Origin of the sequence: Mycobacterium sp. UM_11 (assembly GCF_001414075.1) — a bacterium.
Lineage (GTDB): Bacteria > Actinomycetota > Actinomycetes > Mycobacteriales > Mycobacteriaceae > Mycobacterium.
In genome coordinates this window covers 1-21,264 of the sequence record NZ_LATC01000081.1, presented here as the reverse complement: position 1 = coordinate 21,264, position 21,264 = coordinate 1, and the positions used below count along the sequence as shown (strand labels likewise).

The window sequence follows — 21,264 nt, the reverse complement described above, 5'->3', positions numbered from 1 at the left end:
TCGGCAGCGTCAGATGTGTATAAGAGACAGAATTGGTCGTGGTCGCACCCTTGATCGCGCTGTTGTTCGTGCTCGGGATCTACCCGAAGCCGGTCCTGGACATCATCAACCCCGCCGTCGAGAACACCATGACCACCATCGGTCAGCACGACCCCGCGCCGAGCGTGCCGGCAGTCAACCGCGTACCCCGGACAGCCGAAGGACCGCGATAATGACCCTCCCCACCCCCAGCATCGAGTACTTCCTGCTGTGCCCGACGCTGATCGTGTTCGGCGTCGCCGTGGTCGGCATCCTCGCGGAGGCGTTCCTGCCCAGACGGATTCGTTACGGCGCCCAGGTGACGCTCGCCCTGGCCGGTTTGATCGCCGCGTTCGTGGCGACCGTTGAGGTGGCGGAGTCGATTCCGGCCTCCGGCCGGGCGACGGTGCTGGGCGCGATGGCGATCGACCGGCCGACGCTGTACCTGCAGGGCACCGTGCTGCTGGTCGCGGTGCTGGCGGTGATCTTCATCGCCGAACGCGCGCAGGCCAAAGCGGACAGCAAGGTCACCGCGGGGGTAGGGGCCGCCGGGTCGGGCGGGCTGGATTCCTTCACCCCGCAGGCTTCCGCGGTTCCCGGCAGCGACGCCGAGCGCGACGCACAGCGGGCCGGGGCCGCGCAGACGGAGCTGTTCCCCCTGGCGATGCTGTCGGTCGGCGGCATGATGGTGTTCCCGGCGTCCAACGACCTGTTGACGATGTTCGTTGCGCTCGAGGTTCTTTCGCTGCCCCTGTACCTGATGTGCGGCCTGGCCCGGCACCGGCGCCTGCTGTCGCAGGAGGCGGCCATGAAGTACTTCCTGCTGGGCGCATTCTCGTCCGCGTTCTTCCTGTACGGCGTGGCGTTGCTGTACGGCGCGACCGGCACGCTGCTGCTGACCGGCATCCGGGATGCGCTGGCGGCGCACGGCGACACCTCGATGGCGTTGGTCGGCGTCGCGCTGCTGTCGGTGGGCCTGCTGTTCAAAGTGGGTGCGGTTCCGTTCCATTCGTGGATTCCGGACGTGTATCAGGGCGCCCCCACCCCCATCACCGGTTTCATGGCGGCGGCCACCAAGGTCGCGGCCTTCGGCGCGCTGCTGCGGGTGGTCTACGTCGCGCTGCCGCCGCTGCACGAGCAGTGGCGGCCGGTGCTGTGGACCATCTCCATTCTGACCATGGCGGTGGGCACCATCACCGCGGTGAACCAGACCGACGTCAAACGCATGCTGGCCTATTCGTCGGTCGCCCATGTCGGGTTCATCCTCACCGGCGTCATCGCCGACAACCAGGCGGGCCTCTCGTCGACGCTGTTCTACCTGCTCGCCTACAGCTTCAGCACCGTCGGCGCGTTCGCCATCGTCAGCCTGATCCGCGACGCCGACGGCGTCGAGGACGCCACACTGTCGCACTGGGCGGGACTTGGGCAGCGCTCACCCATTGTGGGCGTGATGTTTTCGATGTTCCTGCTGGCGTTCGCCGGCATCCCGCTGACGAGCGGCTTCGTCAGTAAGCTCGCCGTGTTCAAGGCAGCCGCCCAGGGCGGCGCGGTGCCGCTGGTGATCGTCGGTGTGGTCGCCAGTGGGATCGCCGCCTACTTCTATGTGCGAGTGATCGTGTCGATGTTCTTCACCGAGGCGACCGAGGACACCCCGCACGTGGTGGCGCCGGGGATTTTGAGCAAGGCCGCCATCGCGGTGTGCGCCGCGATCACCGTGGCGTTGGGCATCTTCCCGCAGCCGCTACTGGACCTGGCCGACCACGCCGCCCAGCTGTTGCACTGACCTCAGCTCAGAAACGGCCGCACGGCCAGCACGTAGACACCGAGGGCCGCGAGCGGCGCGGCCAACGGCAGCCACGGCAGCTGTAGCGGAAACGACGTCGCGGCCAGCCCCGCGACCGTAAAGCCAACCGCCCCAACGGCCGTGGGCCAGCTGCCCATGACCGCACCGGCCGCCGGGCCGGCCGCGTGGCGGCAGACGAGGTAGGCGGCGGCGCACAATCCGGACAGCGCGACGAACACCGGCGGCGGTTCGGACAAGATGACGGTGACCACCGCCAGCAGCACCGCAAGCGTTGCCGCGGGGCGAAATACCGTTCCGGCGGCCACCGCGAAAAGGGCGGCCGCCCAAGCGGTCACCGCCAACCCGTGTGAACCGTCGGCGGCCAGGCCCACCATCAGCAAGCCGAAGGCGATCGAGAACACCGGGGCCCACAGCCGCGGCACCGTACCCGCGCCTTCGCTAGCCACGGAGCCGCCCCCGCACCCGCCGGCGGCGATCCGGCAGCACACCCATCGACTGCTCCAATCCGCTGTCACCCTCCCACGACACGATGTCGACGCCCACGGTGGCCATGTCGCGATACATGGCCGAGCGCTGCAGCGTCCACATCCGGTTCACCAGGGGATCCTGTTGGGCCTCGAACGGGGACCTGTCGAGGATGTCGACGGCGACGACGACGTGGCCGCGCCTGCGCAGGTCGATCAGCGCGAGCGCGAATTCGGTGTCGAGCAATGTGGAGAACGCGATGACGATCGCGCCCGCGGGCACGGCCGCGCGCGGAGCCAAAGTGCCGGTGGTGTTTTCGAACCGATCGCCGGCGCCGAGCACGGTGTCGAGCACCCGGTAGAACTGGCGCTGCCCGATGTCCGCGCCCAGCCAGCGCGGTCGGTTCCCGCCGAGGGCGACGACCCCGGCGCGGTCGCCGTGCCGCAGGGCGGTCTGCACCACTTGCGCCGCGCCGCGCACCACGCGCTCGGTGGCCTCAGTGGCCGGGCCCGCCGGTTGCCGATAGGTGTCGATCAGCACCACCACGTCCGCGGCGCGGTCGGTCAGCCGCTGCGTGACGTGCAATTGGCCGCGGCGCGCGCTCACGGGCCAATTCACCGCCCGCAGTTGGTCGCCGGGGACGTAGGCGCGAATGTCGGCGTATTCGACGCCCGGGCCGATATGGCGGGTGAGGTGGGCGCCCAGGCGGTCGAGCAGTTCGGTTTGCGGGATGGGCGTCGACTGCGGCGGAGTCAACGGAAACACGATGACTTCGGCGGCGTCGACGGTGGCCGTCCCCGACAGCAGCCCGCCGCGCGCGACCGCGTCGACCTGGGCCCGCACGAAGTAGCGGCCCCAGCGTTGTGCCGTCGCCGCAACGGTTTTCGCGTCGCGGGAATCCGCGTCGAGGACTTCGACCTGCATTCCCCCCACGGCCGGGACCGTCACCTCCACCGCGGCAGCCTCGCCGTCCTCGGTCGCCCAGATCTTCACCCGGGCCCGGTCGTTCTCGAAGCACCGCTGCGAATCGGGGTCGCCGTGCACGCGGACCGTCGGGACGGGTCGCTGCCAGCTGATCGAGCACAGCACGCCGAGCAGTGGCGCCGCGAAGGCGATCAGCTCCCACCGCCCGCCGATCACGGCTGCCGCGAGCGCCAACCCTGCGCAGGTCGCGACCGCCCGCGTCAACTGCGATGCGCGCCAGCGGAACTCGACCGCTGCCCCTGCGCTCATCCAGGGTCCCCGTGCCCCGTGCGGGGCACCGGCAACCGCCGCAGCAGCTCCCCGACGACGTCGGCGCCCTGGATTTTGCGCACCCACATCTCCGGGCGCAGGGTGATCCGGTGCGCCACCGCCGGGATGGCGAGGGCCTTGACGTCTTCGGGGATCACGTAATCGCGGCCGAGCAAAAGCGCACGGGCGCGGGCGAGTTGGACCAGGTCCAGCTCGGCGCGTGGACTCGCGCCCACCGCCACCTGCGGATGGTGCCGGGTGGCGTTGGCCAGCGAAACCACGTAGTGCAAAACGTCTTCGTGCACGGTCACCTGCTCCACCGACTCGCGCATCGCGAGCAGGTCCTGCGCATCCACCACTTGATTGACGGTCGGCTCGTTCGAGCCGCGCTCGAGCCGGCGGCGCAGCATCGCGGTCTCGTCGCGCTCGGAGAGGTAGCGCAGTTCCAGGCGGATCGCGAATCGATCCAGCTGCGCCTCCGGCAGCGGATAGGTGCCCTCGTACTCGATCGGGTTGTCCGTCGCGAGCACGATGAAAGGCCTTGGCAGCTGGTGTGTTTCGCCGTCGATGCTGACTTGGCCTTCGGCCATCGCCTCGAGCAGCGCCGCCTGCGTCTTGGGCGGCGTGCGGTTGATCTCGTCGGCCAGCAACAGGTTGGTGAAGATGGGCCCGGAGCGGAAGGCGAACCGGCCCGACTGCATGTCGTAGATCGTCGAGCCGAGCAGGTCCGCGGGAAGCAGGTCCGGGGTGAACTGCACGCGGGTGAACTGCAGGCCCAGCGCGGCGGCGAACGACCGGGCGATCAGGGTTTTGCCCAGGCCGGGCAGGTCTTCGATCAGCACGTGGCCGCGCGCCAGCACCGCGGTGAGGATCAGGGTGAGCGCGGAACGCTTGCCCACCACCACGCGCTCGATCTCGTCGAGCACCGCCTCGCAGTGCGCTGTGGTTGTCGCCGCCGGCAACGTCATACCTGTTCCAACTTTCGCAGAATCTCTTCCAGCGTCGCACGGCCGGGACCGGGGCGTCGGTCGCCGGTCGGTGCGACGTTGTTCGGATTGACCCATTCCCACAGCTCGGTCCCGAACAGCATTTGGCCGCTGACCTGATAGGCCACCGGGTCCTTGGACCTCCGTTGGCCGGTGGTCATCTCGTATCTGCGCGCAAGCATCGGGCGCAGGTGCCGGTCCCAGTCCACGCGGGTGGACTCCGCCCACCGGATCGTCGTCTCGGTGTTGGAAAGCCAGCGGCGCAACGAATCCCCGAGATCGTCGGGGTCGGCTTCGGCCTCGGGAAGCATTCCGCGCCCGAGGACGCGACGAACGGTGAGCAACACCAGAGCCAGCGCGCCACCCGAGGCGGCGAGCACCAGCCCGCGATCGTGCTGCGTCAGCGCCAGCAGCTCGATCCCGACGATGAGGCATACACCAAGGGCCAGGGTTCTTTTCATACCGGACTCCGTGAGCCCAGTTCGTCGAGGACCAATTGAAGAACGCGCACGGCGAGGTCGCGGTGGCCCTCGTTCATCACGTGCGGGCTGAACCGCGCCTCGGCGAACAGGTTCACCAGCTGCACGGCGTTATCGACGTGCAGCGCATGGTGTTCGACCGCGCGGGCCAGCACCTCGGTCGGGGTGTCGAAGTCCTGCGGGGCGGCCCCGGGCACATTGGCGAGCTCGCGTTCCATCGCCGCGTAACAGGCGATGATCGCCTCGCGCGGTTCGCGGCTGAGGTCCGTCATCTCGGCGAGCCCGCGTTCGGCCGCCCGCGCCAGCGATTCGTTGGGCCGCGCCGCGGGTTCGACGGGGGCGGCGGCGATCGCGACCGGCGTCGCCGCGTGCGACCGTCGCCGGGACATGACGAGCGCCCCGGTGACGATGATCAACATCATCGGGACGGTGGCGGCGAGCAGGATGCCGAACATGTCCCCGTTCGGCCGGTGTGGCCGCGGCGACGCCGGGGCGTTGACGGGGTCCGCCGGCGCGGTACCGGTTCCCGGCGGCGGAGGGGCCTGACCGACGTTGTGGGTGGTCAGCAGGCGGGACACCACCAGCACGATCAGCAGCCAGGCGACGATGACGGCCAGCCCGATCAGCACCACGCGCCAGCTTGGCCGCCCCCGGCCGGTGCCCAGCATCTCGGACAGCTGCCCGGCCTGCGGTGCGGCCGCGCGGGGGTCGCGCAGCCTCGCGATGACCGCGACCGCCACGAGCGCGAGTGCCAGGCCGAGGATTGCCACCACCGCAATCAGCGCCGCCTGGCTGCTTTCGGACTCCCGCCGCTCGGCGTGGTGGGCGGCGGGCAGGTAACCGCGCAGGGCGGCGGAGACGACGAGCAGCAGCACGATCAGGGCGACGACCCGCCCCGTCGGCTTGTCCATACCAGGCATTGGCCCACCACTCGAACGGTTGGCTTTGTCTCATCCTGGCACGTCAGACGAGGCGTTATCCACAGTCCACGGTTCATCCACAAATCCGGATCGAGGCGGCCACTTTCGAACCTGTGTTCGATAATGTCGGGGTGTGGGTTTCCGGATGAGCGCCGAGCAGGCACGGGAGCGGATCGACGCCGCTCTCGACGCGATCGACGCGGCCCACGACGTGCTGCGGCAGACCTCATCGGACGTGGTCGGCAACGACTTTCGGCTCGGGGTCGCCGAACGGCTCGAGACCCAGGAACGCACCAACCGTGGGCTGATGTACCGGTGTTTCGCGGAAATCGCCGACCCGCCCGACGGTGGCGGGTTCGTCCCGGGAGTACGCGACAAGCTGTGGGCGCGGCTGCGCATCACGCCCAACGAGATCACCCGCCGCTTCCGGCTCGCGGCCCGGATCCGGCCGCGGCGCTCGCTCACCGGTCCGCCCGCGCCCCCGGAGCTACCGGCGCTCGCGGCAGCGGTGGCGGCGGGTGCGGTCGGCGAGGACCACATCCGGGCGGTATGCGCGTCCGTGGATGTTCTGCCCTCCTGCGTATCGCCCTTGGATAGGGCGGACGCCGAGCGCGCTCTGGTGCAGCATGCGGCCAAACTCGACGCCGGGGTCGTCGCCAAGCTCGGCCGGCGGATCGCCGACCACCTCAATCCCGACGGCCTCTTCAACGATGAAGACCGGGCCCGGCGCCGCCGATTGCACCTGGGCCCACAGGGTCCCGACGGCATGTCACGGCTGTCCGGCCTGCTCGACCCCGAGACCCGCGCCTACTTCGAAGCCGTCGAAGCGGCCGTGCGGCCCGGCCGCCACGAACCCGACGGCGCCGGCGTCGACCCGGAGTCTCGCGATCGACGCACACCGGCCCAACGCTGCCACGACGCGTTGAAATGGGGCCTCGAAACGGCCGTCTCCTCCGGCCGGCTCGGGACGCACCGAGGCCACCCCGTCACGGTGGTCGTCACGACCACGCTTGCCGAACTCGACCGCGCCGCGCACGCGGTCGCCGACTCATCGGTCCCCATGCCGCCGCCTGCCCGAACGGGCGGCGATTCGAGGCTGCCCATGGCGGACCTGATCCGGATGGCGGCCAAGGGAATTCACTACTTGGCGGTGTTCGACGAGCACACGGGCCGGCCGCTGTATCTGGGCCGCCAGAAACGCCTCGCCACCGCCGACCAGAGGCTCATCTGCTACGCCCGCGACCGCGGTTGCACGCGGCCCAACTGCCTCGAACCCGGCTACCACTGCGAGGTGCACCATTGCCCGGGCTGGGCGGACGGTGGCCAAACCGATGCGGACAAACTGTTCTTCGCCTGCGGTGGCGACCACGCGGCGGCGAGCCGGGGCGAATGGCGCACCGAGGTCGCCGACGACGGGCGGCTCGGCTGGACGGATGGCGACGGGTCGCCCGAGATCAACCACGCTCATCATCCGGACGAACTCCTCCGCGGTGATCCCGATCCACCCGAAGGTCAGGGCGAAAAAGACCTCTAGTCGAGCTGGAAGGGCCGGAAACTGCCGTCGAGGACCTGCAGATGGCCGATCGTGCGCCCCGTGACCTTCCCGGGGTCGACCAGTGTCAATTCGACTGCGGCCCGGGCGAATTCGTCGGCCGCGGCGGTATCGTCGAAATCCCGGGCGTAGTAGGCCAGCCCCGGAGTGAGGATGGGTTTCGACGGCGACAGGGCATTCACCGCGATCCGGTGATCGGCGAGATCGTACGCCGCGCACTGGGTCAGATGTTCCAGCGCCGCCTTGGATCCGCCATAGCCGGGCAGGACCCCGGCGCCGCGGTCCGGATACGGCCCGTCACCCGGCAGTCGCGACGCGACCGAGGTGACGTTGATGATCGACCCGTTGCCCGCTTCGATCATGTCGGGGCACACCAGTTGCATCAGTTCGTAGGCGGCGAACACCGCGATGTCGAAATGCCGGCGGTACGCGGCCAGTGGGATGCTGAGGAATCCGGGCCAGCCGGGCTTGCCGGCGCCGGCCGGCGGCGTGGCGCGCTTGGCGCGCGGTTCGGCGCCCGGCGTCGGGGGGCGGCCGGGCGCGGTGAAGGCCGCGTTGTTCACCAGAATCGTGATGGGCCCCAGGGCATCTCGCGCCGTGTCGACCAACCGCGCGACGTCGTCACGGTCGGTCAGGTCGGCACGGACCGCGATCGCTTGTCCGCCGGCCGCCTCGATGTCGGCCACCGTCTCGCCGATGGTCCCCGGCAGCCGCTCATCCCACACCCGCTCGGTGCGCCCGGCCACCGCCACGGCGGCGCCCTCGGCCGCCAGGGCCAGCGCGGTGGCCCGCCCCAGCCCGCGACTGGCGCCGGTGACGATCGCGGCCCGCCCCACCAGGCGGCCGGTCATCGCGTCACCCCGTGCACGACGATGGCGGTGGTCTGCTCCACCCACGCGTCGTCAAGGTCGTCCTCCGGTCGCAGCAGCATGCGCAGCATCGTGGCGCCTCCGATCAGCTCGATCAACCGGTCCGGATCCACGTCGGGATGCGCTTCGCCCCGGTCGACGGCGTCGCTGAGCCGCACCCGCACCGTCGCGAACAGGTCGGCGAACCGGGACATCACGCGGGCGTTCAGCGCCGGATCGGCCGTCATGTCGGCCACCAGGCCGGGCAGGGCCGCGCGAACGACCGGCGTGGTGAAGACGTCGCGGGTGGCCTCGATCATCATCCGGACGTCGGCGGCGAAATCCCCCGCCGGCGCCTCCAGGGCGGTCGGCGCCACCGGGAAAGCCGCCTCGTGCACCAACTCCGCCTTGCTCGACCAGCGCCGGTAGAGCGCCGACTTGGTGGTTCCCGCACGCTCGGCGACCGCCGCCAGACTCAGATTCGAATAGCCCATTTGGACAAGCAGTTCCGCGGTGGCCGATAGGATCGCCGAGTCGATGCGCGGGTCCCGTGGCCGGCCGGCACCGGGGGCCTTGTCAATGGCGGACGGGTCTGCTTTCATAACGCTACCTACCGTATCGTAATTGCCGCGCCCAGGTCTCAAAGGGAACGTCTCAAAGAGAACCAAGTCTCAAAGAATGGAGGCACCCGTGGCCAACGAACCCGTGCTCGACAAGGTCGACCGACTTCAGCGCTCCAGCCGAGACGTCACGACGCTACCCGCCGTGATGTCGAAATGGCTGTCCACCGTGCTCCCCGCGGGCGCCGCGCCGGAGGTGACCGTCGAGAGCGGCGTCGACTCGACCGGCATGTCGTCGGAGACCATCATCTTGACCGCGCGCTGGCAGCAGAACGGCAAGCGCACCGAACAGAAACTCGTGACCAGAGTGGCGCCCGCCGCCGAAGACGTCCAGGTCTTCCCCACCTATCGGCTCGACCACCAATTCGAGGTCATCCGCAAAGTCGGCGAACTCACCGACGTTCCCGTCCCGCCGGTGCGCTGGCTGGAGCCCACCGGAGAGGTGCTGGGCACGCCCTTCTTCGTGATGGACTACGTCGACGGCGTGGTGCCCCCGGACGTCATGCCCTACACGTTCGGCAACAACTGGTTCGCCGACGCCCCGGCCGAATGCCAGCGCGAACTGCAGGACGCCACCGTCGGGGTGCTCGCCAAGTTGCATTCAATCCCTAACGCCGAGAAGACATTTGGCTTCCTGTCCGACGGGCAGGACGGCGACACCGCCCTGCGCCGGCACTTCAACTGGGTGCGGTCCTGGTACGACTTCGCCGTGCCCGACATCGGCCGCTCGCCGCTGCTGGAGCGGACCTTCACCTGGTTGGAGGACAACTGGCCCACCGAACCGGACGCGCGCGAGCCCGTGCTGCTCTGGGGCGATGCCCGGGTGGGCAACGTGCTGTACCGCGACTTCTCTCCGGTGGCGGTGCTGGACTGGGAAATGGTCACGCTCGGGCCGCGCGAGCTCGACGTGGCGTGGATGATCTACGCCCACATGGTGTTTCAGGAACTGACCGGGCTGGCGGGGCTGCCCGGCCTGCCGGAGGGGATGCGCGAAGACGACGTCCGCGCGACCTATCAGCGGCTGACCGGTGTGCAGGTCGATGACCTGCGCTGGTTCTACGTCTACTCGGGCGTCATGTGGGCCTGCGTGTTCATGCGCACCGGCGCCCGGCGGGTGCACTTCGGCGAAACCGAGAAGCCCGAGGATGTCGAGTCGCTGTTCTACCACGCCGGGTTGATGCGACGTTTGATCGGCGAAGGCCTGATCGGAGAGGACCACTAATGCTCGGACCGCTCGACGAATTCCCGGTACATCAGATCCCGCAGCCCATCGCGTGGCCGGGTTCCTCGGACCGCAACTTCTACGACCGCTCCTACTTCAACGCGCACGACCGCACCGGAAACATCTTCGTGATCAGCGGCATCGGCTACTACCCCAACCTCGGCGTCAAGGACGCGTTCTTCCTCGTCCGGCGCGGGGACACGCAGACGGCGGTGCACCTGTCCGACGCCATCGACCAAGACCGGCTGAACCAGAACGTCAACGGCTACCGGATCGAAGTGGTCGAGCCGCTGCACAAACTGCGGGTGGTCCTCGACGAAACCGAGGGCATCGCAGCCGATCTCACCTGGGAGGGCCTGTTCGACGTCGTGCAGGAACAGCCGCATCTGATGCGGTCGGGCAATCGGGTGACGCTGGACGCGCAGCGGTTCGCCCAGCTGGGTTCCTGGAGCGGCCGCATCGCCATCGACGGCGAGGAGATCGCCGTCGACCCCGCGACCTGGCTGGGCAGCCGCGACCGGTCCTGGGGCATCCGGCCGATCGGCGAGCCCGAGCCGGCGGGCCGGCCCGCCGACCCGCCGTTCGAGGGCATGTGGTGGCTCTACGTGCCGATGGCGTTCGACGAGTTCGCGATCGTGCTGATCATCCAGGAGGCACCCGACGGCTTCCGTTCGCTCAACGACTGCACCCGGGTGTGGCGCGACGGCCGCGTCGAACAGCTGGGGTGGCCGCGCGTTTCGATCCACTACCGCTCGGGCACCCGCATCCCCACCGGCGCGACCATCGACGCGACGGCCCCCGACGGGACGCCGGTGCACTTCGATGTGGAGTCCAAGCTGCCGGTGCCCATCCACGTCGGCGGCGGCTACGGCGGCGACTCGGACTGGCTGCACGGCATGTGGAAGGGCGAAAAGTTCGTCGAGCGCCTGACCTACGACATGACCGATCCGGCGATCGTCGCGCGCTCGGGCTTCGGCGTGATCGACCACGTCGGCCGCGCGCTGTGCCGCGACGGCGACCGCGATCCGGTGGAGGGCTGGGGCCTGTACGAGCACGGCGCGCTGGGCCGCCACGATCCGTCCGGATTCGTCGACTGGCTGACGGTCGCCCCCTAGGCAGCCCGCGAACGTCGACTCGTACCGAGATTTTCGGGCCATCTCGCGCAACGAATCGACGTTCGCGGGTGTAGGCATTCGCCACACGAAATCGCCAGAAGTGCGGTTGACTGGTGCGCGTGCCAAACCCCCCCTGGATTGTCGACGTTGTCGTGGTCGGCGCCGGCTTCGCGGGGCTTGCCGCGGCGCGCGAGCTGGCCCGCCAGGGCCACGACGTGGTGGTGTTCGAGGGCCGCGACCGCGTGGGCGGCCGGTCGTTCACCGGGAGCGTGGCGGGGTTGCCTGCCGATCTGGGGGGCACTTTCGTCGGCCCGACCCAGGACGCCGTCCTGGCGCTGGCGGCCGAGCTGGACGTCCCGACCATCCCGACCCATCACGACGGCAAGAACGTGATCCACTGGCGCGGCTGGACGCATTCCTACCGCGGCACCATCCCCAAGCTTTCGCTGACGGGCCTGCTCGACATCGGCCGTCTGCGTTGGCAATTCGACCGGATCGCCCGCGGCGTCCCGCTTCAGGCCCCGTGGGACGCGCGCCGGGCCCGCGAGCTCGACGACGTCTCGCTCGGCGGCTGGCTGCGCTCGGTGCGGGCCACCGCCTCGTCGCGCGACCTGCTGGCGATCGTGTCCCGGGTGACCTGGGGGTGCGAGCCCGACGACGTGTCGATGCTGCACGCGGCCCGCTACACGCACGCCGCCGGCGGCCTGGACCGGCTGCTCGACGTCGAGAACGGCGCCCAGCAGGACCGTTTTCCGGGCGGCACTCAGCAGATCGCCGAGGCCGCGGCCGCCGAGCTCGGCACCCGGGTCGTGCTGGGCGCGCCGGTCCGCCGCATCGACCGGCACGGCGCCGGGGTGACCGTCACCACCGACGTCGGCCAGGCCGAGGCCGGATTCGTCGTCGTCGCCGTGCCGCCCGCGCACCGGGCCTCGATCGAGTTCTCTCCCCCGCTGCCGGCCGAGTACCACCAGCTCACCCAGCATTGGCCGCAGGGCCGGCTCAGCAAGGCCTATGCGGCATATTCCACGCCGTTCTGGCGCTCCAACGGGTTCTCGGGCCAGGCCCTGTCCGACACCGGGCCAGTCTTCATCACCTTCGACGTCAGTCCGCACGCCGACGGCCCGGGCATCCTGATGGGCTTCGTCGATGCGCGCGCCTTCGACTCGCTCTCCCCCGAACAGCGCCGCGAGGAAACCTTGCGCTGCTTTGCGACGCTGTTCGGCGACGACGCGCTCAAACCGCTGGACTATGTCGATCATCGTTGGGGCGCAGAACAATTCGCGCCCGGCGGTCCCACGGCGGCGGTGCCGCCCGGATCGTGGACGCGTTTCGGGCCGTGGCTGCGCGAGCCGGTCGGCCCCATCCACTGGGCCGGCACGGAGACCGCCGACGAGTGGACCGGGTTTCTCGACGGCGCCGTGCGGTCGGGTCAGCGCGCGGCCGCCGAAATCACCGCCTTGCTATGAGCTGATCCGCACGTCCCGGGTCACCGATTCGGCGAGCGCGCGCAGGTGGCGGTTCACCTCGCGCGGGTGTTCCAGCATCGAGCAGTGCCCGCCGGGCAGTTCGACCAGGCCGATGACGTTGGGCGCGGTGCTCGCGATCCTGCGGGCCTGGCTGATCGGGGTGAGCCGGTCGCGTTCGCTGCCGATGACCAGGGTCGGCACCGTCAGGCCGTCCAGCTCGAGGTAGCGCGACCCCAGCGCGGCGACCAGCATCCTGGCGCAGCCGGCGCGCCCGGCCGGCGAGGTCTCTTCGAAGAACCGGTGCACGATTTTGGCGACGCTCGGGTCGGCGTCCCGGCCCACCGCGAGCAACGCGACCAGGTGACGACTGGGGATGCGGGCGGCGGTGGGGATCGGGAACCCGCCGAACGCGTTGATCAGCGCGCGGGCCGCGACCACCCGGGCCGGCGAGAGCCCGTGCGGCACGGACAGCAGCTGCACCTTGCGGACCAGATCACCGGTCGTGGTGTTGATCAGCGCGACGGCGTCCGCGCGCCGGCGCACCATGTGCCGGTACCGCGCCGACCACGCGGCGATGGTGATGCCGCCCATCGAATGGCCGGCCAGCACGGCGCGCTCGTGCGGCGCCAGCGTCGCGTCCATGACCGAATTGAGGTCGGACGCAAGGTGTTTCAGGCTGTACCCGTTGCGCCGAGGCATGCCACTGCGGCCGTGGCCGCGGTGGTCGAAGGCGATCACGCGGTAATCGTTAGCGAGGTCCGCGATCTGGTATGCCCAGGCCCGGATGGCGCAGGTGATGCCGTGCGTCAGGACGATCGGATAGCCGTCGGGCGGCCCGAACACCTCCGCGTGCAGGCGGGTGCCGTCGGTGGCCCGCACGGCAACCGTCTGGCTGGGCGGCAACTCGTCGGGGTAGGGGTCGGCTGCGCGGGCCGGTCGTCGAGCACTCATCGCCGCTCCCCCCTCGAACGTGGCCCCGTCGCCGCAGTTAAGGTCTGTCGCAAGTTTATCCCTAAGGTCCGTTCGGATTCGGTAATTCCGGCAAACGTTCTCATGAGACGCTAACACCCGTGTACCCGATGTCCCGTCGGGAATTCATCACCGCAGCCATGGTCGGCGGCGGGCTGATGGCCGCCTGTGCGCCCGAGCGCCCGCCGGCGGCGGGGCACCCGCCGCCGCCGGACACCCGCTCGGTGCTGGTCGTCGGCGCCGGGATGGCCGGGCTGTCCGCCGCCCGCAGCCTCACCGACGCGGGCTGGCCGGTGCGGGTCATCGAGGCCCGCGATCGCGTGGGCGGGCGCGTCCACACCGACCGCGGCTGGGGCGTCCCGCTGGAGATGGGCGCGTCGTGGATTCACGGCACGTCCGAAAACCCCCTGATGGATCTGGCCCGGCAAGCGCAGGCCGAGCTGGTCACGACCGACTACTACGGCTGGGCCAAGCTCGTGATCGATCCCAAGCTCTCACCGCTGGACTACGATCCGACGCCGTGGCGCGCGTTCGTCGAGCGGGCGCGCTACCTGGTCGACGGCGGCAGCCTGGGCGCCGCCGTCAATGCCGCCGCCGCCGACGAAGGCCTGTCCGCCGCCGAGCGCGCCCAGTTGGCCTTCTACCTCACGACCGAGGTCGAGGACGAATTCGCCGCCGACGCGGATCGATTGTCCGCCATAACGTTTGACGAGGGCGACTACAGCGGCGGAGACCAGGACGCCGTCACGAACGGCTACGACGCCCTGCCGAGGCTCCTTGCCAACGGGCTGCATATCGAACTGAACACGCCGGTGACCGCGATCGCGCAACACGACGACGCCGTCGTCGTCCGGACCAAGGATCGGTCGTTTCAGGGGCCCGCCGCGATCGTCACGGTGCCCCTGGGCGTGCTCAAAGCCGGTGCCATCGCCTTCGATCCGCCGCTCCCCGAGCGCCACAACCGGGCGATCGCCGCCCTGGGCTTCGGGGTGCTGTCCAAGAGCTTCTTCCGCTTCAACCGGCGCGGCTGGTCGGCGGACAACGCCTTCTATCTATACCTCGCCGCCGACGGCGGCGACTGGGCCCAGTGGTTCACCATGCCCTCGGCGGCCGGCCCAATCGTGTTGGCGTTCAACGCCGGTGACCGCGCCCGGGCCGTGGAGTCTTCCCCGCCCCGCGATCTGACCGAAGCCGCGCTGCCCATCGCGCGCCGCCTGTTCGGGGACGCCTCGCCGCTCGACGTCAAGACATCGAACTGGAGCGCCGACCCGTACGCGCGCGGCGCCTACTCTTTTCACGCCCCCGGATCCGGTCTCGACGACCGGCGCAGGCTGACCGAACCCGTCGGCGACCGGCTGTATCTGGCGGGCGAAGCGGTCGGCGTCAACAACCCCGCCACGGTGCACGGCGCCTACGCCAGTGGCCGGTACGCCGCCGAACAGTTGATGCGCCGGCTGGGTCGTTAGGACGCCAGCCCGCGAAGTCGCGTGGACGCATCGCGCTGCGGTTCGTGCTGGCGAGCCGGCCCCGAAACCAACCGGCGACGCGCCGTCCTGGCGCCGTCGATGTGGGCAAGGGCCGCCTCGACGGATTCGGCGATGGGCAGGCCGTGGTCGGGCAGCACCCGCGTCAGCCGGCGCAGCGCCGCGCCGCCGACCACCCAGCACCGCAGCTGGGCTTTCCGGTGCTCCTCGTTGAGGACCAGCAGCGCCCGAAGGCCCGAACCGGCAAGGAAATCCAGGCCGGTCAGGTCGAGGATCAGCGGCGCCTTGAGCCGCGAGAAGCGGCGGATGGCCTCGGTGACCAGGCCGGTGTTGGACGCGTCCACCTCACCGACGATGCGCAAAATGGTGGCTGCGCTGCGGGCGTGGACATGGATTTGCGCTGCGGCGCAATCGATTTCGTAGCGGCTGCGCGGTTCTCCGAGCAGCGCGGTGCTATGTCGAACAGAAGTGAGATCGGGTAAAGCAGTCATGGGGATGTGCGCCCTTCAGGCTTGAAAGTGCAGGGCGAGCGACGTCGGTGTCCGAAATGGCGCCCGTTGATAACGGCAGCTGGGGACTCAACCTGACTAGAGCCTACCGGCTGCGGCCGACGCATGTGAGCTAAGCCCGCCTCGCACGGTCCGACCCCGGACCGGGAATCGGCGCTCAACCAGGCGATTTCAATACAATTCTGCGTGCGCAAAATAAGTCTGGCGTGTCCGTTTTGAACTGCGGCTCAGCGGCGTGTCGCCGCTACGACGGCGGCGTCATGTGCCGGAGGGTGGTGTGCGGGCTCTGGCCGTACGTCTGCCGATAGAGCACCGCGAACCGGCCGGTGTGCGCGAAGCCCCACCGCTGGGCGATTTCGGTAACGGTGGTGCTGGACGGGGCCCCGGCGATCAGCTCCTGGTGCGGCCGACTGAGGCGGACGCTGCGAATGTATTCCGTTGGCGTGGTGCCCAATTGGCGCCGGAACAGGTACTGCACCGCCCTGGGTGTGAGATGCACCGCACCCGCGACGTCGTTGATGCCCACTTCCGAGGCGGCGTGCCGGTGGATGAACGATATGGCGTCCTTGAGCGTCTCGGGCAGCGCGGGCTCGTTGGCCAGGTCCTGCTCGGTGAGGTTGGACGGGTAGCACCCCAGCAGCGCGCCGGCCAGCAGCGGAGCCAGACCCGCCACGATCAATGGCTGCTGGGCGGTCTCCGGGGCTGCCAACGTCAACGCCACGTAGTCCAGCGCCCGATGCCACGCCCGCACAGCCGAGCGCGAGCGTGGGCGCCAGTCCAGGAAGTGGATCTGCTGGGATAGCGGCGCCCGCCACTCCGCGGCGAACTTCTGCAGCACGTCCGCACCGATGCTGACCACGTCGAACCGCGCCCCGTTGCACTGCAACAGGCACGGCATGTCGTGCGCGACCAGGATGGGAAAGTCGACAGTGGCGAGCGGCCCGCCGGCAACGCTCATCGATCCCGCGCGGGGCTGGATGACGGCGACGGTGTCGGACCCCGGGATCTCGAGCGCGACGCGTCCTTGGATGCTCACGTCGTCGACGGTCAACGAACCCGCTTCACAGCGCCGATGGGAGACGGCCGAGCGACCCGTCAGGCCGGCGATGCGCCAGCCCGGCTGGTACGCCTTGGCAAAGAATTGCGCCGCGGCCTGGGCATCGATGGTGCGGAACTGGTCGTAGCGGCGCGCCATGGCCGATCCCCGAGCGCGCCGCGGCGGATCCCCCGAGGGGGGCGGTTGGGCGGGGGCGAACTCGACTCGGCCCGCATCGGCCGGCGGGCCGGCCGCCTCAACGACCAGCCCGGAGCCGGTGTGTTCGGTTGCGCTCGTCACGGTAGTCATAGTTGGCGTACCCGAAGGGCCTCGCACGATGTCATCAATTTCAGCACCGCATGCCTGCCGGCCGCAAGCGTTCCGGCGGCCAAGACGGGGCTCCTACCTGCTGATAAGTGTTGAGCGCGTCCAAGGCGATGCGGTCCCAGGCATAGCGCGACAGTGCGCGACTGCGACCCGCCGCGCCCATGCTCTGGCATTGAAAGTCCTGCGCGAGGAGGCTTCTCAAGGTAGCGGACAGTCCGCCGGGGGCTTGCGGCGACAACACCAGCCCGGTGACGCTGTCCACCACGGCGTCCTTGAGTACACCGACGCCGAAGGCCACCACCACCACGCCGCTGGCCATCGCCCGTAGCGCCGCCGCCGCCCGCGGTGGCTGTCGGGGCGTGCACGCGACCACGTCGGCGGACCGCAGCAGCATCGGCAGCTCATCACCGGCAACGGTTCCGGCGAACCGGACGCGGTCCGCCACCCTCAGCCCGGCGGCCAGGCGTTGCAGCCGAACCCGTGCCCCGTCGTAATCCCGATTCGTGGCATCGGTTTCGGCAATCACCAACTCGGCGCCGGGAACCCTTGGCAAGGCGTTGATGACGATGTCAAACCCGTTGTGCGGCAGAGGGTTTGGCGCGAGGCAAAGAACACGATGCGGGTGGGTGCGGGACAGTGCCGGACCATCCGAAGTGTATCGCTCGACGTCGACGCCGCTGGTCAACACGGACACCCTGGCGCGGCTGCGGCGCAATCGGCTCAACGCGTCAACATCGTCGGAGCTCTCACCGGTCACCCACATCGCGCTACGCGTCAGCAGCGGCTCGACGCGAAGCCGTTCGGGGTCACGTGGCGCTCCGCCGGGCGACTGGGTGGCGGCAAGGCCCAGGAAACTCTGGACGGTCGGCACGTCGTGGCGCCGGGCGGCCAGTTGGGCGGCCAAACCGCCGAGCCAGCCATAGGCGTGCACGACGTCGGGCGCGTCGGTTGCCCATTCGCGGGCGAGCGCGCCCGCCCAGTCCCCGATGTATGGCAGCACTTCCGATGGCGACTTCGCCTCGCGGGGGCCAACCGGCACCGATAAGGCGCGGTGGGCGCCGGTGGTGTTCACCGGCGAATGGCCCTTGCGCCGGACGAATGCGGTGACCGCATGGCCCCGGGACGCGAGCGCGGCGGCGAGTTGCTGCGGGTCATCGCCGACGATGTCGTCGCCGCTGACGATCGCGATCCTCACTGCCGACCCCCTTACGTCGTCACTACCGTGGCGTACCCGGACCGCTATCCACGAAACTGCGGCGCCCCCGGTGGCTTCGCACACCGCGCGCTCGTTTCGCATTCCGGATAGCAGGCGCGCTCGCGGGCCGGCGATTTGCGAAACTGGAGGCGTGGCGAGCGACGCACATCGCCCCCCAGTCGAGCTGGTAATCCTGCTGGCGTCGGCGGGTGGATTGCACGCGCTGTCGACGGTTTTGAGTGATCTGCCTACCGATCTCCCCGCCGCCATCGTCGTGCAGCAACACCTCGGCGACCACGACAGCGTGTTGCCGGCGATCCTTTGCCGCCAGACCGAACGCGGGGTCGGGTGGGCGCACGACGGGCAGGTCCTCGTTCCCGGGCAGACCGTGGTCTGTCCGCCGGGCATGGACATGGAACTGGCCCCCGACGGCCGCTGCCACCTCGCGAAGGTCCGTGGGATAAGGCGCTTCGACGTGCTGCTCCAATCGGTCGCCAGGTCGTACGGGCCGCGTAGCGTGGCGGCGGTGTTGTCGGGCTCCGGTCACGACGGGGCCGGCGGCACCGCGGCGATGAAGCGAGCGGGAGCCATCGTCGTCGCCGAGAGCCCCGAAACCGCCCGGTACTCGTCGATGCCGTTGGCCGCGGCGCGCGCCGGTGCCGACCTGGTATTGCCCATCCAGGAGATTGGCCGGGTGCTGGTCGGCATCGTCGAGGGCGCGCCGCTGCCGCCCCACACCCGCGTTCGGTTGGACCCGGGGGTGGAGGAATCCGATCCGGACCCAATCCCGGTGCAGAACGACATCGTCAACAACCCGACAGGCCGCGCCGAACTCGCCGGGCTGCGCGCGGCCGAACTCAGCCGCAGGCGTAAAGACCTGTCGGCGGGATCCGGCGCCACCGCCGAAACCGTGGCGACGGCGCGACGCCGGGCCGCGGAATCGCGGCGCCGCGCGCAGCTGGCCCATCAGGCGGCCGAGGAAGCGTCGGCGCGCTGGGGCCACTGAGGCCGGCTAGTTCAGCACCTCCATGAGCAGGAGCGCTCCCCCGACCGTCCCCTCGGCGGAACGAAAAGACGTGCACGTGACGCGGACCCGGGTCGACCGCCCGCGCCGGTTGACCGCGTCCACCTCGGTCTCACCGAAGCTGTCGGCATCCACGAACGCGTTGCCGATGAGCGGACGCACGGCTTCCAGGGGCAGACCGATGTCCAAGCTGGTGAGCCTCGTGCCGGTCGCCTCGTCGGAGCGCAGCCCCCACAGCTCCTCACAGCCGCGATTCCAGAGGATCACCGTCATCTCGCGGTCCACCACGACCATGCCCATGCGGACCGAGTCGATCAGCGAATCGAGGAACTTCTTCGCGTCGTCCAGCTCGAGGCTGCGATCCCGCAACATGTCGTTGATGGTGTGCAGTTCGTCGTTGGTGGACTGCAGCTCCTCGTTCATCGTTTCGAGTTCTTCGTTGGTGGACTGCAATTCCTCGTTGGTGGTCTCCAGTTCCTCCACGGTGGACTGCAATTCCTCGTTGGTGGTCTCGAGTTCCTCGTTCGTGGACTGCAACTCCTCGTACGCGGCTTCCAACTGACGGTTGGTCTGGACCACCTTGTCCAGCAGGGCGCGCGTCGCGCTGACGTCGAAGAACACGATCGACACACCGAGCAAACCGTTTTCGGCGTCGACGAGCGGGTTGATGTGGATTTCGAACCACACCGTATCGGCGCCCGGCCGTTGCCATTTGACGTCCTGGATGCGCGCCGACCGGCGCTCCACCTTGGCCTGCTCCAGGTAGGCGCGCAGCTCCACCGGGCGGTAGGACACGTCCAGGTCGCGTAGCAGCCGGCCGATGTCGCGGGCCGAGAGCCCGAACAGGGTCTCGGCCTGCTGGTTGATCATCGCGACCGTGTCCTCGCCGGTGATCACTATCTGTGCCACCGGGCTGGCACGAAAAGCCAAGTCGCGCACCGTGCTCAACCCCGTCAGGTCCACGTTGCGTTCGTAGAATGCGCCGGCGGGGTCGTAGCGCTCGACGCCGGTGTGACTTCCGACGGCCTTACGGAAGATTCGGTGCTTCAGGTTCAGCGGGGTGAACCGATCCCCGTGGCTGAGCAGCATCTCGGCGTGCCCGAGGAACAGCGTTCCCTGCGGGGCAAGGGCGAAATGCAGACGCCCCACCATGTTTCGCTGCGTCTCGGCGTTGAGGTACATCAGCGTGTTGCGGCACACGAGCAGGTCGACGCGGGAGATCGGCGCATCCTTGACCAAGTCGTTGCGGCCGAAGATCACCGCGCGGCGCAGATCCTTCTGAAAGACGTAGCGGCCGTTGACTTGCTCGAAATAGCGCGTCAAGAGGTCGGCGGGCACCGATTCGACGGCCTTGGCGTCGTAGGAAGCCGCACGCGCCTCGGACAGCGCGTCCTCGTCGATGTCGGTGGCGTAGATCTTGACCCGCTGCCGGAACGCCTCGGGACCCAGGTTCTCGGCCAGCAGCATGGCCAGCGTGTAGGCCTCCTCCCCGGAGGCACATCCCGCGCTCCACACCCGGATCGGATCGCCGGGACCCCGCTCGGCGAGCATCCGGGGGATGACTTCGGAGCCGACGTATTCCCACGCCTCCGGGTCGCGGAAGAAAGCGGTGACGTTGATCAGGATGGTGTTGAAGAGCGCGGCGAATTCGTCGGAACTGGCCTGCAAGAAGTCGAGGTATTCCTCGAAAGAAGTGAAACCCGCCTGGTCCATTCGATGACGGACGCGCCGCATCAGCGATGTGCGCTTGTAGCCGGTGAAGTCGAAGCCGCGGGAATCGCGCATGTAGCGCAACAGCGCCTCGAAGGCCTCGTCGGTCGTGCCGTCCATCCAGGTCCCATCAAGCGTGGTCGAAGGACTTGAACACTACTCGCGACGGTCAGAATTCATTCTCGCGACCGACCAATGCCCACACCGTCTTGCCCGTCGAGGTCGGGGTGCTGCCCCACACCCGGCACAGTGCGGAGACGATGGCCTGTCTCTTATACACAT

General features: G+C 69.3%; 19 protein-coding genes and 1 pseudogene. 8 read left to right on the top strand and 12 right to left on the bottom strand.

Going from position 1 to position 21,264, the window contains the following annotated elements; translation table 11 throughout:
- Window positions 1-29: 29 nt before the first annotated feature.
- Window positions 30-212: pseudogene (locus WU80_RS18585) on the top strand (NADH-quinone oxidoreductase subunit M); the annotation flags it as partial.
- The gene (gene nuoN, locus WU80_RS18580; protein ID WP_055403870.1) at window positions 212-1,801 is read left to right on the top strand and encodes an NADH-quinone oxidoreductase subunit NuoN; all 1,590 of its coding nucleotides are present in this window, start codon (window positions 212-214) and stop codon (window positions 1,799-1,801) included. The pseudogene WU80_RS18585 and the gene nuoN, both read left to right, overlap by 1 nt.
- Window positions 1,802-1,803: 2 nt before the next feature.
- Here nuoN and WU80_RS18575 read toward each other — a convergent pair whose 3' ends face one another.
- From WU80_RS18575 to WU80_RS18555, 5 genes are all read right to left on the bottom strand, one after another.
- Window positions 1,804-2,196: a hypothetical protein gene (locus tag WU80_RS18575; protein ID WP_231633856.1), complete on the bottom strand. Its 393-nt coding sequence runs from the start codon at window positions 2,194-2,196 to the stop codon at window positions 1,804-1,806.
- 64 nt (window positions 2,197-2,260) lie between these two features.
- Window positions 2,261-3,520 (bottom strand): DUF58 domain-containing protein, encoded by a 1,260-nt coding sequence (locus WU80_RS18570; RefSeq protein ID WP_055403868.1) that lies wholly within the window; start codon window positions 3,518-3,520, stop codon window positions 2,261-2,263.
- A complete protein-coding gene (locus WU80_RS18565) occupies window positions 3,517-4,488 on the bottom strand; it encodes a MoxR family ATPase (protein ID WP_055403867.1) in 972 nt (323 codons plus the stop codon). The genes WU80_RS18570 and WU80_RS18565 overlap by 4 nt, the downstream gene beginning before the upstream one ends.
- Window positions 4,485-4,967, bottom strand: a complete 483-nt coding sequence (locus tag WU80_RS18560; protein WP_055403866.1) for a hypothetical protein — start codon at window positions 4,965-4,967, stop codon at window positions 4,485-4,487. The genes WU80_RS18565 and WU80_RS18560 overlap by 4 nt, the downstream gene beginning before the upstream one ends.
- Entirely contained in the window at window positions 4,964-5,905 is a 942-nt protein-coding gene (locus WU80_RS18555) for a DUF4129 domain-containing protein (protein ID WP_197281270.1), read from the bottom strand. The genes WU80_RS18560 and WU80_RS18555 overlap by 4 nt, the downstream gene beginning before the upstream one ends.
- A gap of 145 nt (window positions 5,906-6,050) precedes the next feature.
- On the opposite strand from WU80_RS18555, the gene WU80_RS18550 reads away from it, so the two are divergent.
- Window positions 6,051-7,439: a 13E12 repeat family protein gene (locus WU80_RS18550; protein ID WP_369808547.1), complete on the top strand. Its 1,389-nt coding sequence runs from the start codon at window positions 6,051-6,053 to the stop codon at window positions 7,437-7,439.
- Here WU80_RS18550 and WU80_RS18545 read toward each other — a convergent pair.
- Together WU80_RS18545 and WU80_RS18540 are read right to left on the bottom strand one after the other, a co-directional pair.
- A complete protein-coding gene (locus WU80_RS18545; protein WP_055403863.1) occupies window positions 7,436-8,308 on the bottom strand; it encodes an SDR family NAD(P)-dependent oxidoreductase in 873 nt (290 codons plus the stop codon). The genes WU80_RS18550 and WU80_RS18545 overlap by 4 nt on opposite strands.
- Window positions 8,305-8,907: a TetR/AcrR family transcriptional regulator gene (locus tag WU80_RS18540; RefSeq protein WP_055403862.1), complete on the bottom strand. Its 603-nt coding sequence runs from the start codon at window positions 8,905-8,907 to the stop codon at window positions 8,305-8,307. Before WU80_RS18540 ends, WU80_RS18545 begins: the two co-directional genes overlap by 4 nt.
- Before the next feature lie 88 nt (window positions 8,908-8,995).
- Here WU80_RS18540 and WU80_RS18535 point away from each other — a divergent pair, with 88 nt between their 5' ends.
- From WU80_RS18535 to WU80_RS18525, 3 genes are all read left to right on the top strand, one after another.
- On the top strand, window positions 8,996-10,147 hold the full coding sequence (locus WU80_RS18535; protein WP_055405808.1) for a phosphotransferase family protein: 1,152 nt from the start codon (window positions 8,996-8,998) through the stop codon (window positions 10,145-10,147).
- Complete coding sequence (locus tag WU80_RS18530) at window positions 10,147-11,262, top strand: hypothetical protein (RefSeq protein ID WP_055403861.1); 1,116 nt, start codon at window positions 10,147-10,149, stop codon at window positions 11,260-11,262. Before WU80_RS18535 ends, WU80_RS18530 begins: the two co-directional genes overlap by 1 nt.
- Window positions 11,263-11,381: 119 nt before the next feature.
- Entirely contained in the window at window positions 11,382-12,728 is a 1,347-nt protein-coding gene (locus WU80_RS18525; protein WP_055403875.1) for a flavin monoamine oxidase family protein, read from the top strand.
- Here WU80_RS18525 and WU80_RS18520 read toward each other — a convergent pair.
- Complete coding sequence (locus tag WU80_RS18520; RefSeq protein ID WP_055403860.1) at window positions 12,723-13,679, bottom strand: alpha/beta fold hydrolase; 957 nt, start codon at window positions 13,677-13,679, stop codon at window positions 12,723-12,725. The genes WU80_RS18525 and WU80_RS18520 overlap by 6 nt on opposite strands.
- 128 nt (window positions 13,680-13,807) lie before the next feature.
- Here WU80_RS18520 and WU80_RS18515 point away from each other — a divergent pair, with 128 nt between their 5' ends.
- Entirely contained in the window at window positions 13,808-15,163 is a 1,356-nt protein-coding gene (locus tag WU80_RS18515) for an NAD(P)/FAD-dependent oxidoreductase (RefSeq protein WP_055403874.1), read from the top strand.
- Here the strand turns inward: WU80_RS18515 and WU80_RS18510 are convergent.
- From WU80_RS18510 to WU80_RS18500, 3 genes are all read right to left on the bottom strand, one after another.
- On the bottom strand, window positions 15,160-15,672 hold the full coding sequence (locus tag WU80_RS18510; protein WP_082459895.1) for an STAS domain-containing protein: 513 nt from the start codon (window positions 15,670-15,672) through the stop codon (window positions 15,160-15,162). The genes WU80_RS18515 and WU80_RS18510 overlap by 4 nt on opposite strands.
- A gap of 262 nt (window positions 15,673-15,934) precedes the next feature.
- Window positions 15,935-17,035: a helix-turn-helix transcriptional regulator gene (locus tag WU80_RS18505; RefSeq protein WP_055403859.1), complete on the bottom strand. Its 1,101-nt coding sequence runs from the start codon at window positions 17,033-17,035 to the stop codon at window positions 15,935-15,937.
- A gap of 40 nt (window positions 17,036-17,075) precedes the next feature.
- Window positions 17,076-18,248, bottom strand: coding sequence for a glycosyltransferase (locus WU80_RS18500; RefSeq protein WP_055403858.1), 1,173 nt, complete (start codon window positions 18,246-18,248; stop codon window positions 17,076-17,078).
- Between the two features lie 151 nt (window positions 18,249-18,399).
- Between WU80_RS18500 and WU80_RS18495 the strand changes: the two genes are divergently transcribed.
- Entirely contained in the window at window positions 18,400-19,254 is an 855-nt protein-coding gene (locus WU80_RS18495; RefSeq protein WP_231633854.1) for a chemotaxis protein CheB, read from the top strand.
- A gap of 6 nt (window positions 19,255-19,260) precedes the next feature.
- On the opposite strand, the gene WU80_RS18490 is transcribed toward WU80_RS18495, so the two are convergent.
- On the bottom strand, window positions 19,261-21,102 hold the full coding sequence (locus WU80_RS18490) for a CheR family methyltransferase (RefSeq protein ID WP_055403857.1): 1,842 nt from the start codon (window positions 21,100-21,102) through the stop codon (window positions 19,261-19,263).
- Between the last annotated feature and the right edge of the window lie 162 nt (window positions 21,103-21,264).

What these genes read in the sequence shown, in the direction of transcription:
- nuoN (WP_055403870.1), top strand. Translation starts at nt 212, where the DNA reads ATGACCCTCCCCACCCCCAGCATCGAGTACTTCCTGCTGTGCCCGACG.
- WU80_RS18575 (WP_231633856.1), bottom strand. Translation starts at nt 2,196, where the DNA reads ATGGTGGGCCTGGCCGCCGACGGTTCACACGGGTTGGCGGTGACCGCT.
- WU80_RS18570 (WP_055403868.1), bottom strand. Translation starts at nt 3,520, where the DNA reads ATGAGCGCAGGGGCAGCGGTCGAGTTCCGCTGGCGCGCATCGCAGTTG.
- WU80_RS18565 (WP_055403867.1), bottom strand. Translation starts at nt 4,488, where the DNA reads ATGACGTTGCCGGCGGCGACAACCACAGCGCACTGCGAGGCGGTGCTC.
- WU80_RS18560 (WP_055403866.1), bottom strand. Translation starts at nt 4,967, where the DNA reads ATGAAAAGAACCCTGGCCCTTGGTGTATGCCTCATCGTCGGGATCGAG.
- WU80_RS18555 (WP_197281270.1), bottom strand. Translation starts at nt 5,905, where the DNA reads ATGCCTGGTATGGACAAGCCGACGGGGCGGGTCGTCGCCCTGATCGTG.
- WU80_RS18550 (WP_369808547.1), top strand. Translation starts at nt 6,051, where the DNA reads ATGAGCGCCGAGCAGGCACGGGAGCGGATCGACGCCGCTCTCGACGCG.
- WU80_RS18545 (WP_055403863.1), bottom strand. Translation starts at nt 8,308, where the DNA reads ATGACCGGCCGCCTGGTGGGGCGGGCCGCGATCGTCACCGGCGCCAGT.
- WU80_RS18540 (WP_055403862.1), bottom strand. Translation starts at nt 8,907, where the DNA reads ATGAAAGCAGACCCGTCCGCCATTGACAAGGCCCCCGGTGCCGGCCGG.
- WU80_RS18530 (WP_055403861.1), top strand. Translation starts at nt 10,147, where the DNA reads ATGCTCGGACCGCTCGACGAATTCCCGGTACATCAGATCCCGCAGCCC.
- WU80_RS18520 (WP_055403860.1), bottom strand. Translation starts at nt 13,679, where the DNA reads ATGAGTGCTCGACGACCGGCCCGCGCAGCCGACCCCTACCCCGACGAG.
- WU80_RS18515 (WP_055403874.1), top strand. Translation starts at nt 13,808, where the DNA reads ATGTCCCGTCGGGAATTCATCACCGCAGCCATGGTCGGCGGCGGGCTG.
- WU80_RS18510 (WP_082459895.1), bottom strand. Translation starts at nt 15,672, where the DNA reads ATGACTGCTTTACCCGATCTCACTTCTGTTCGACATAGCACCGCGCTG.
- WU80_RS18505 (WP_055403859.1), bottom strand. Translation starts at nt 17,035, where the DNA reads ATGACTACCGTGACGAGCGCAACCGAACACACCGGCTCCGGGCTGGTC.
- WU80_RS18490 (WP_055403857.1), bottom strand. Translation starts at nt 21,102, where the DNA reads ATGGACGGCACGACCGACGAGGCCTTCGAGGCGCTGTTGCGCTACATG.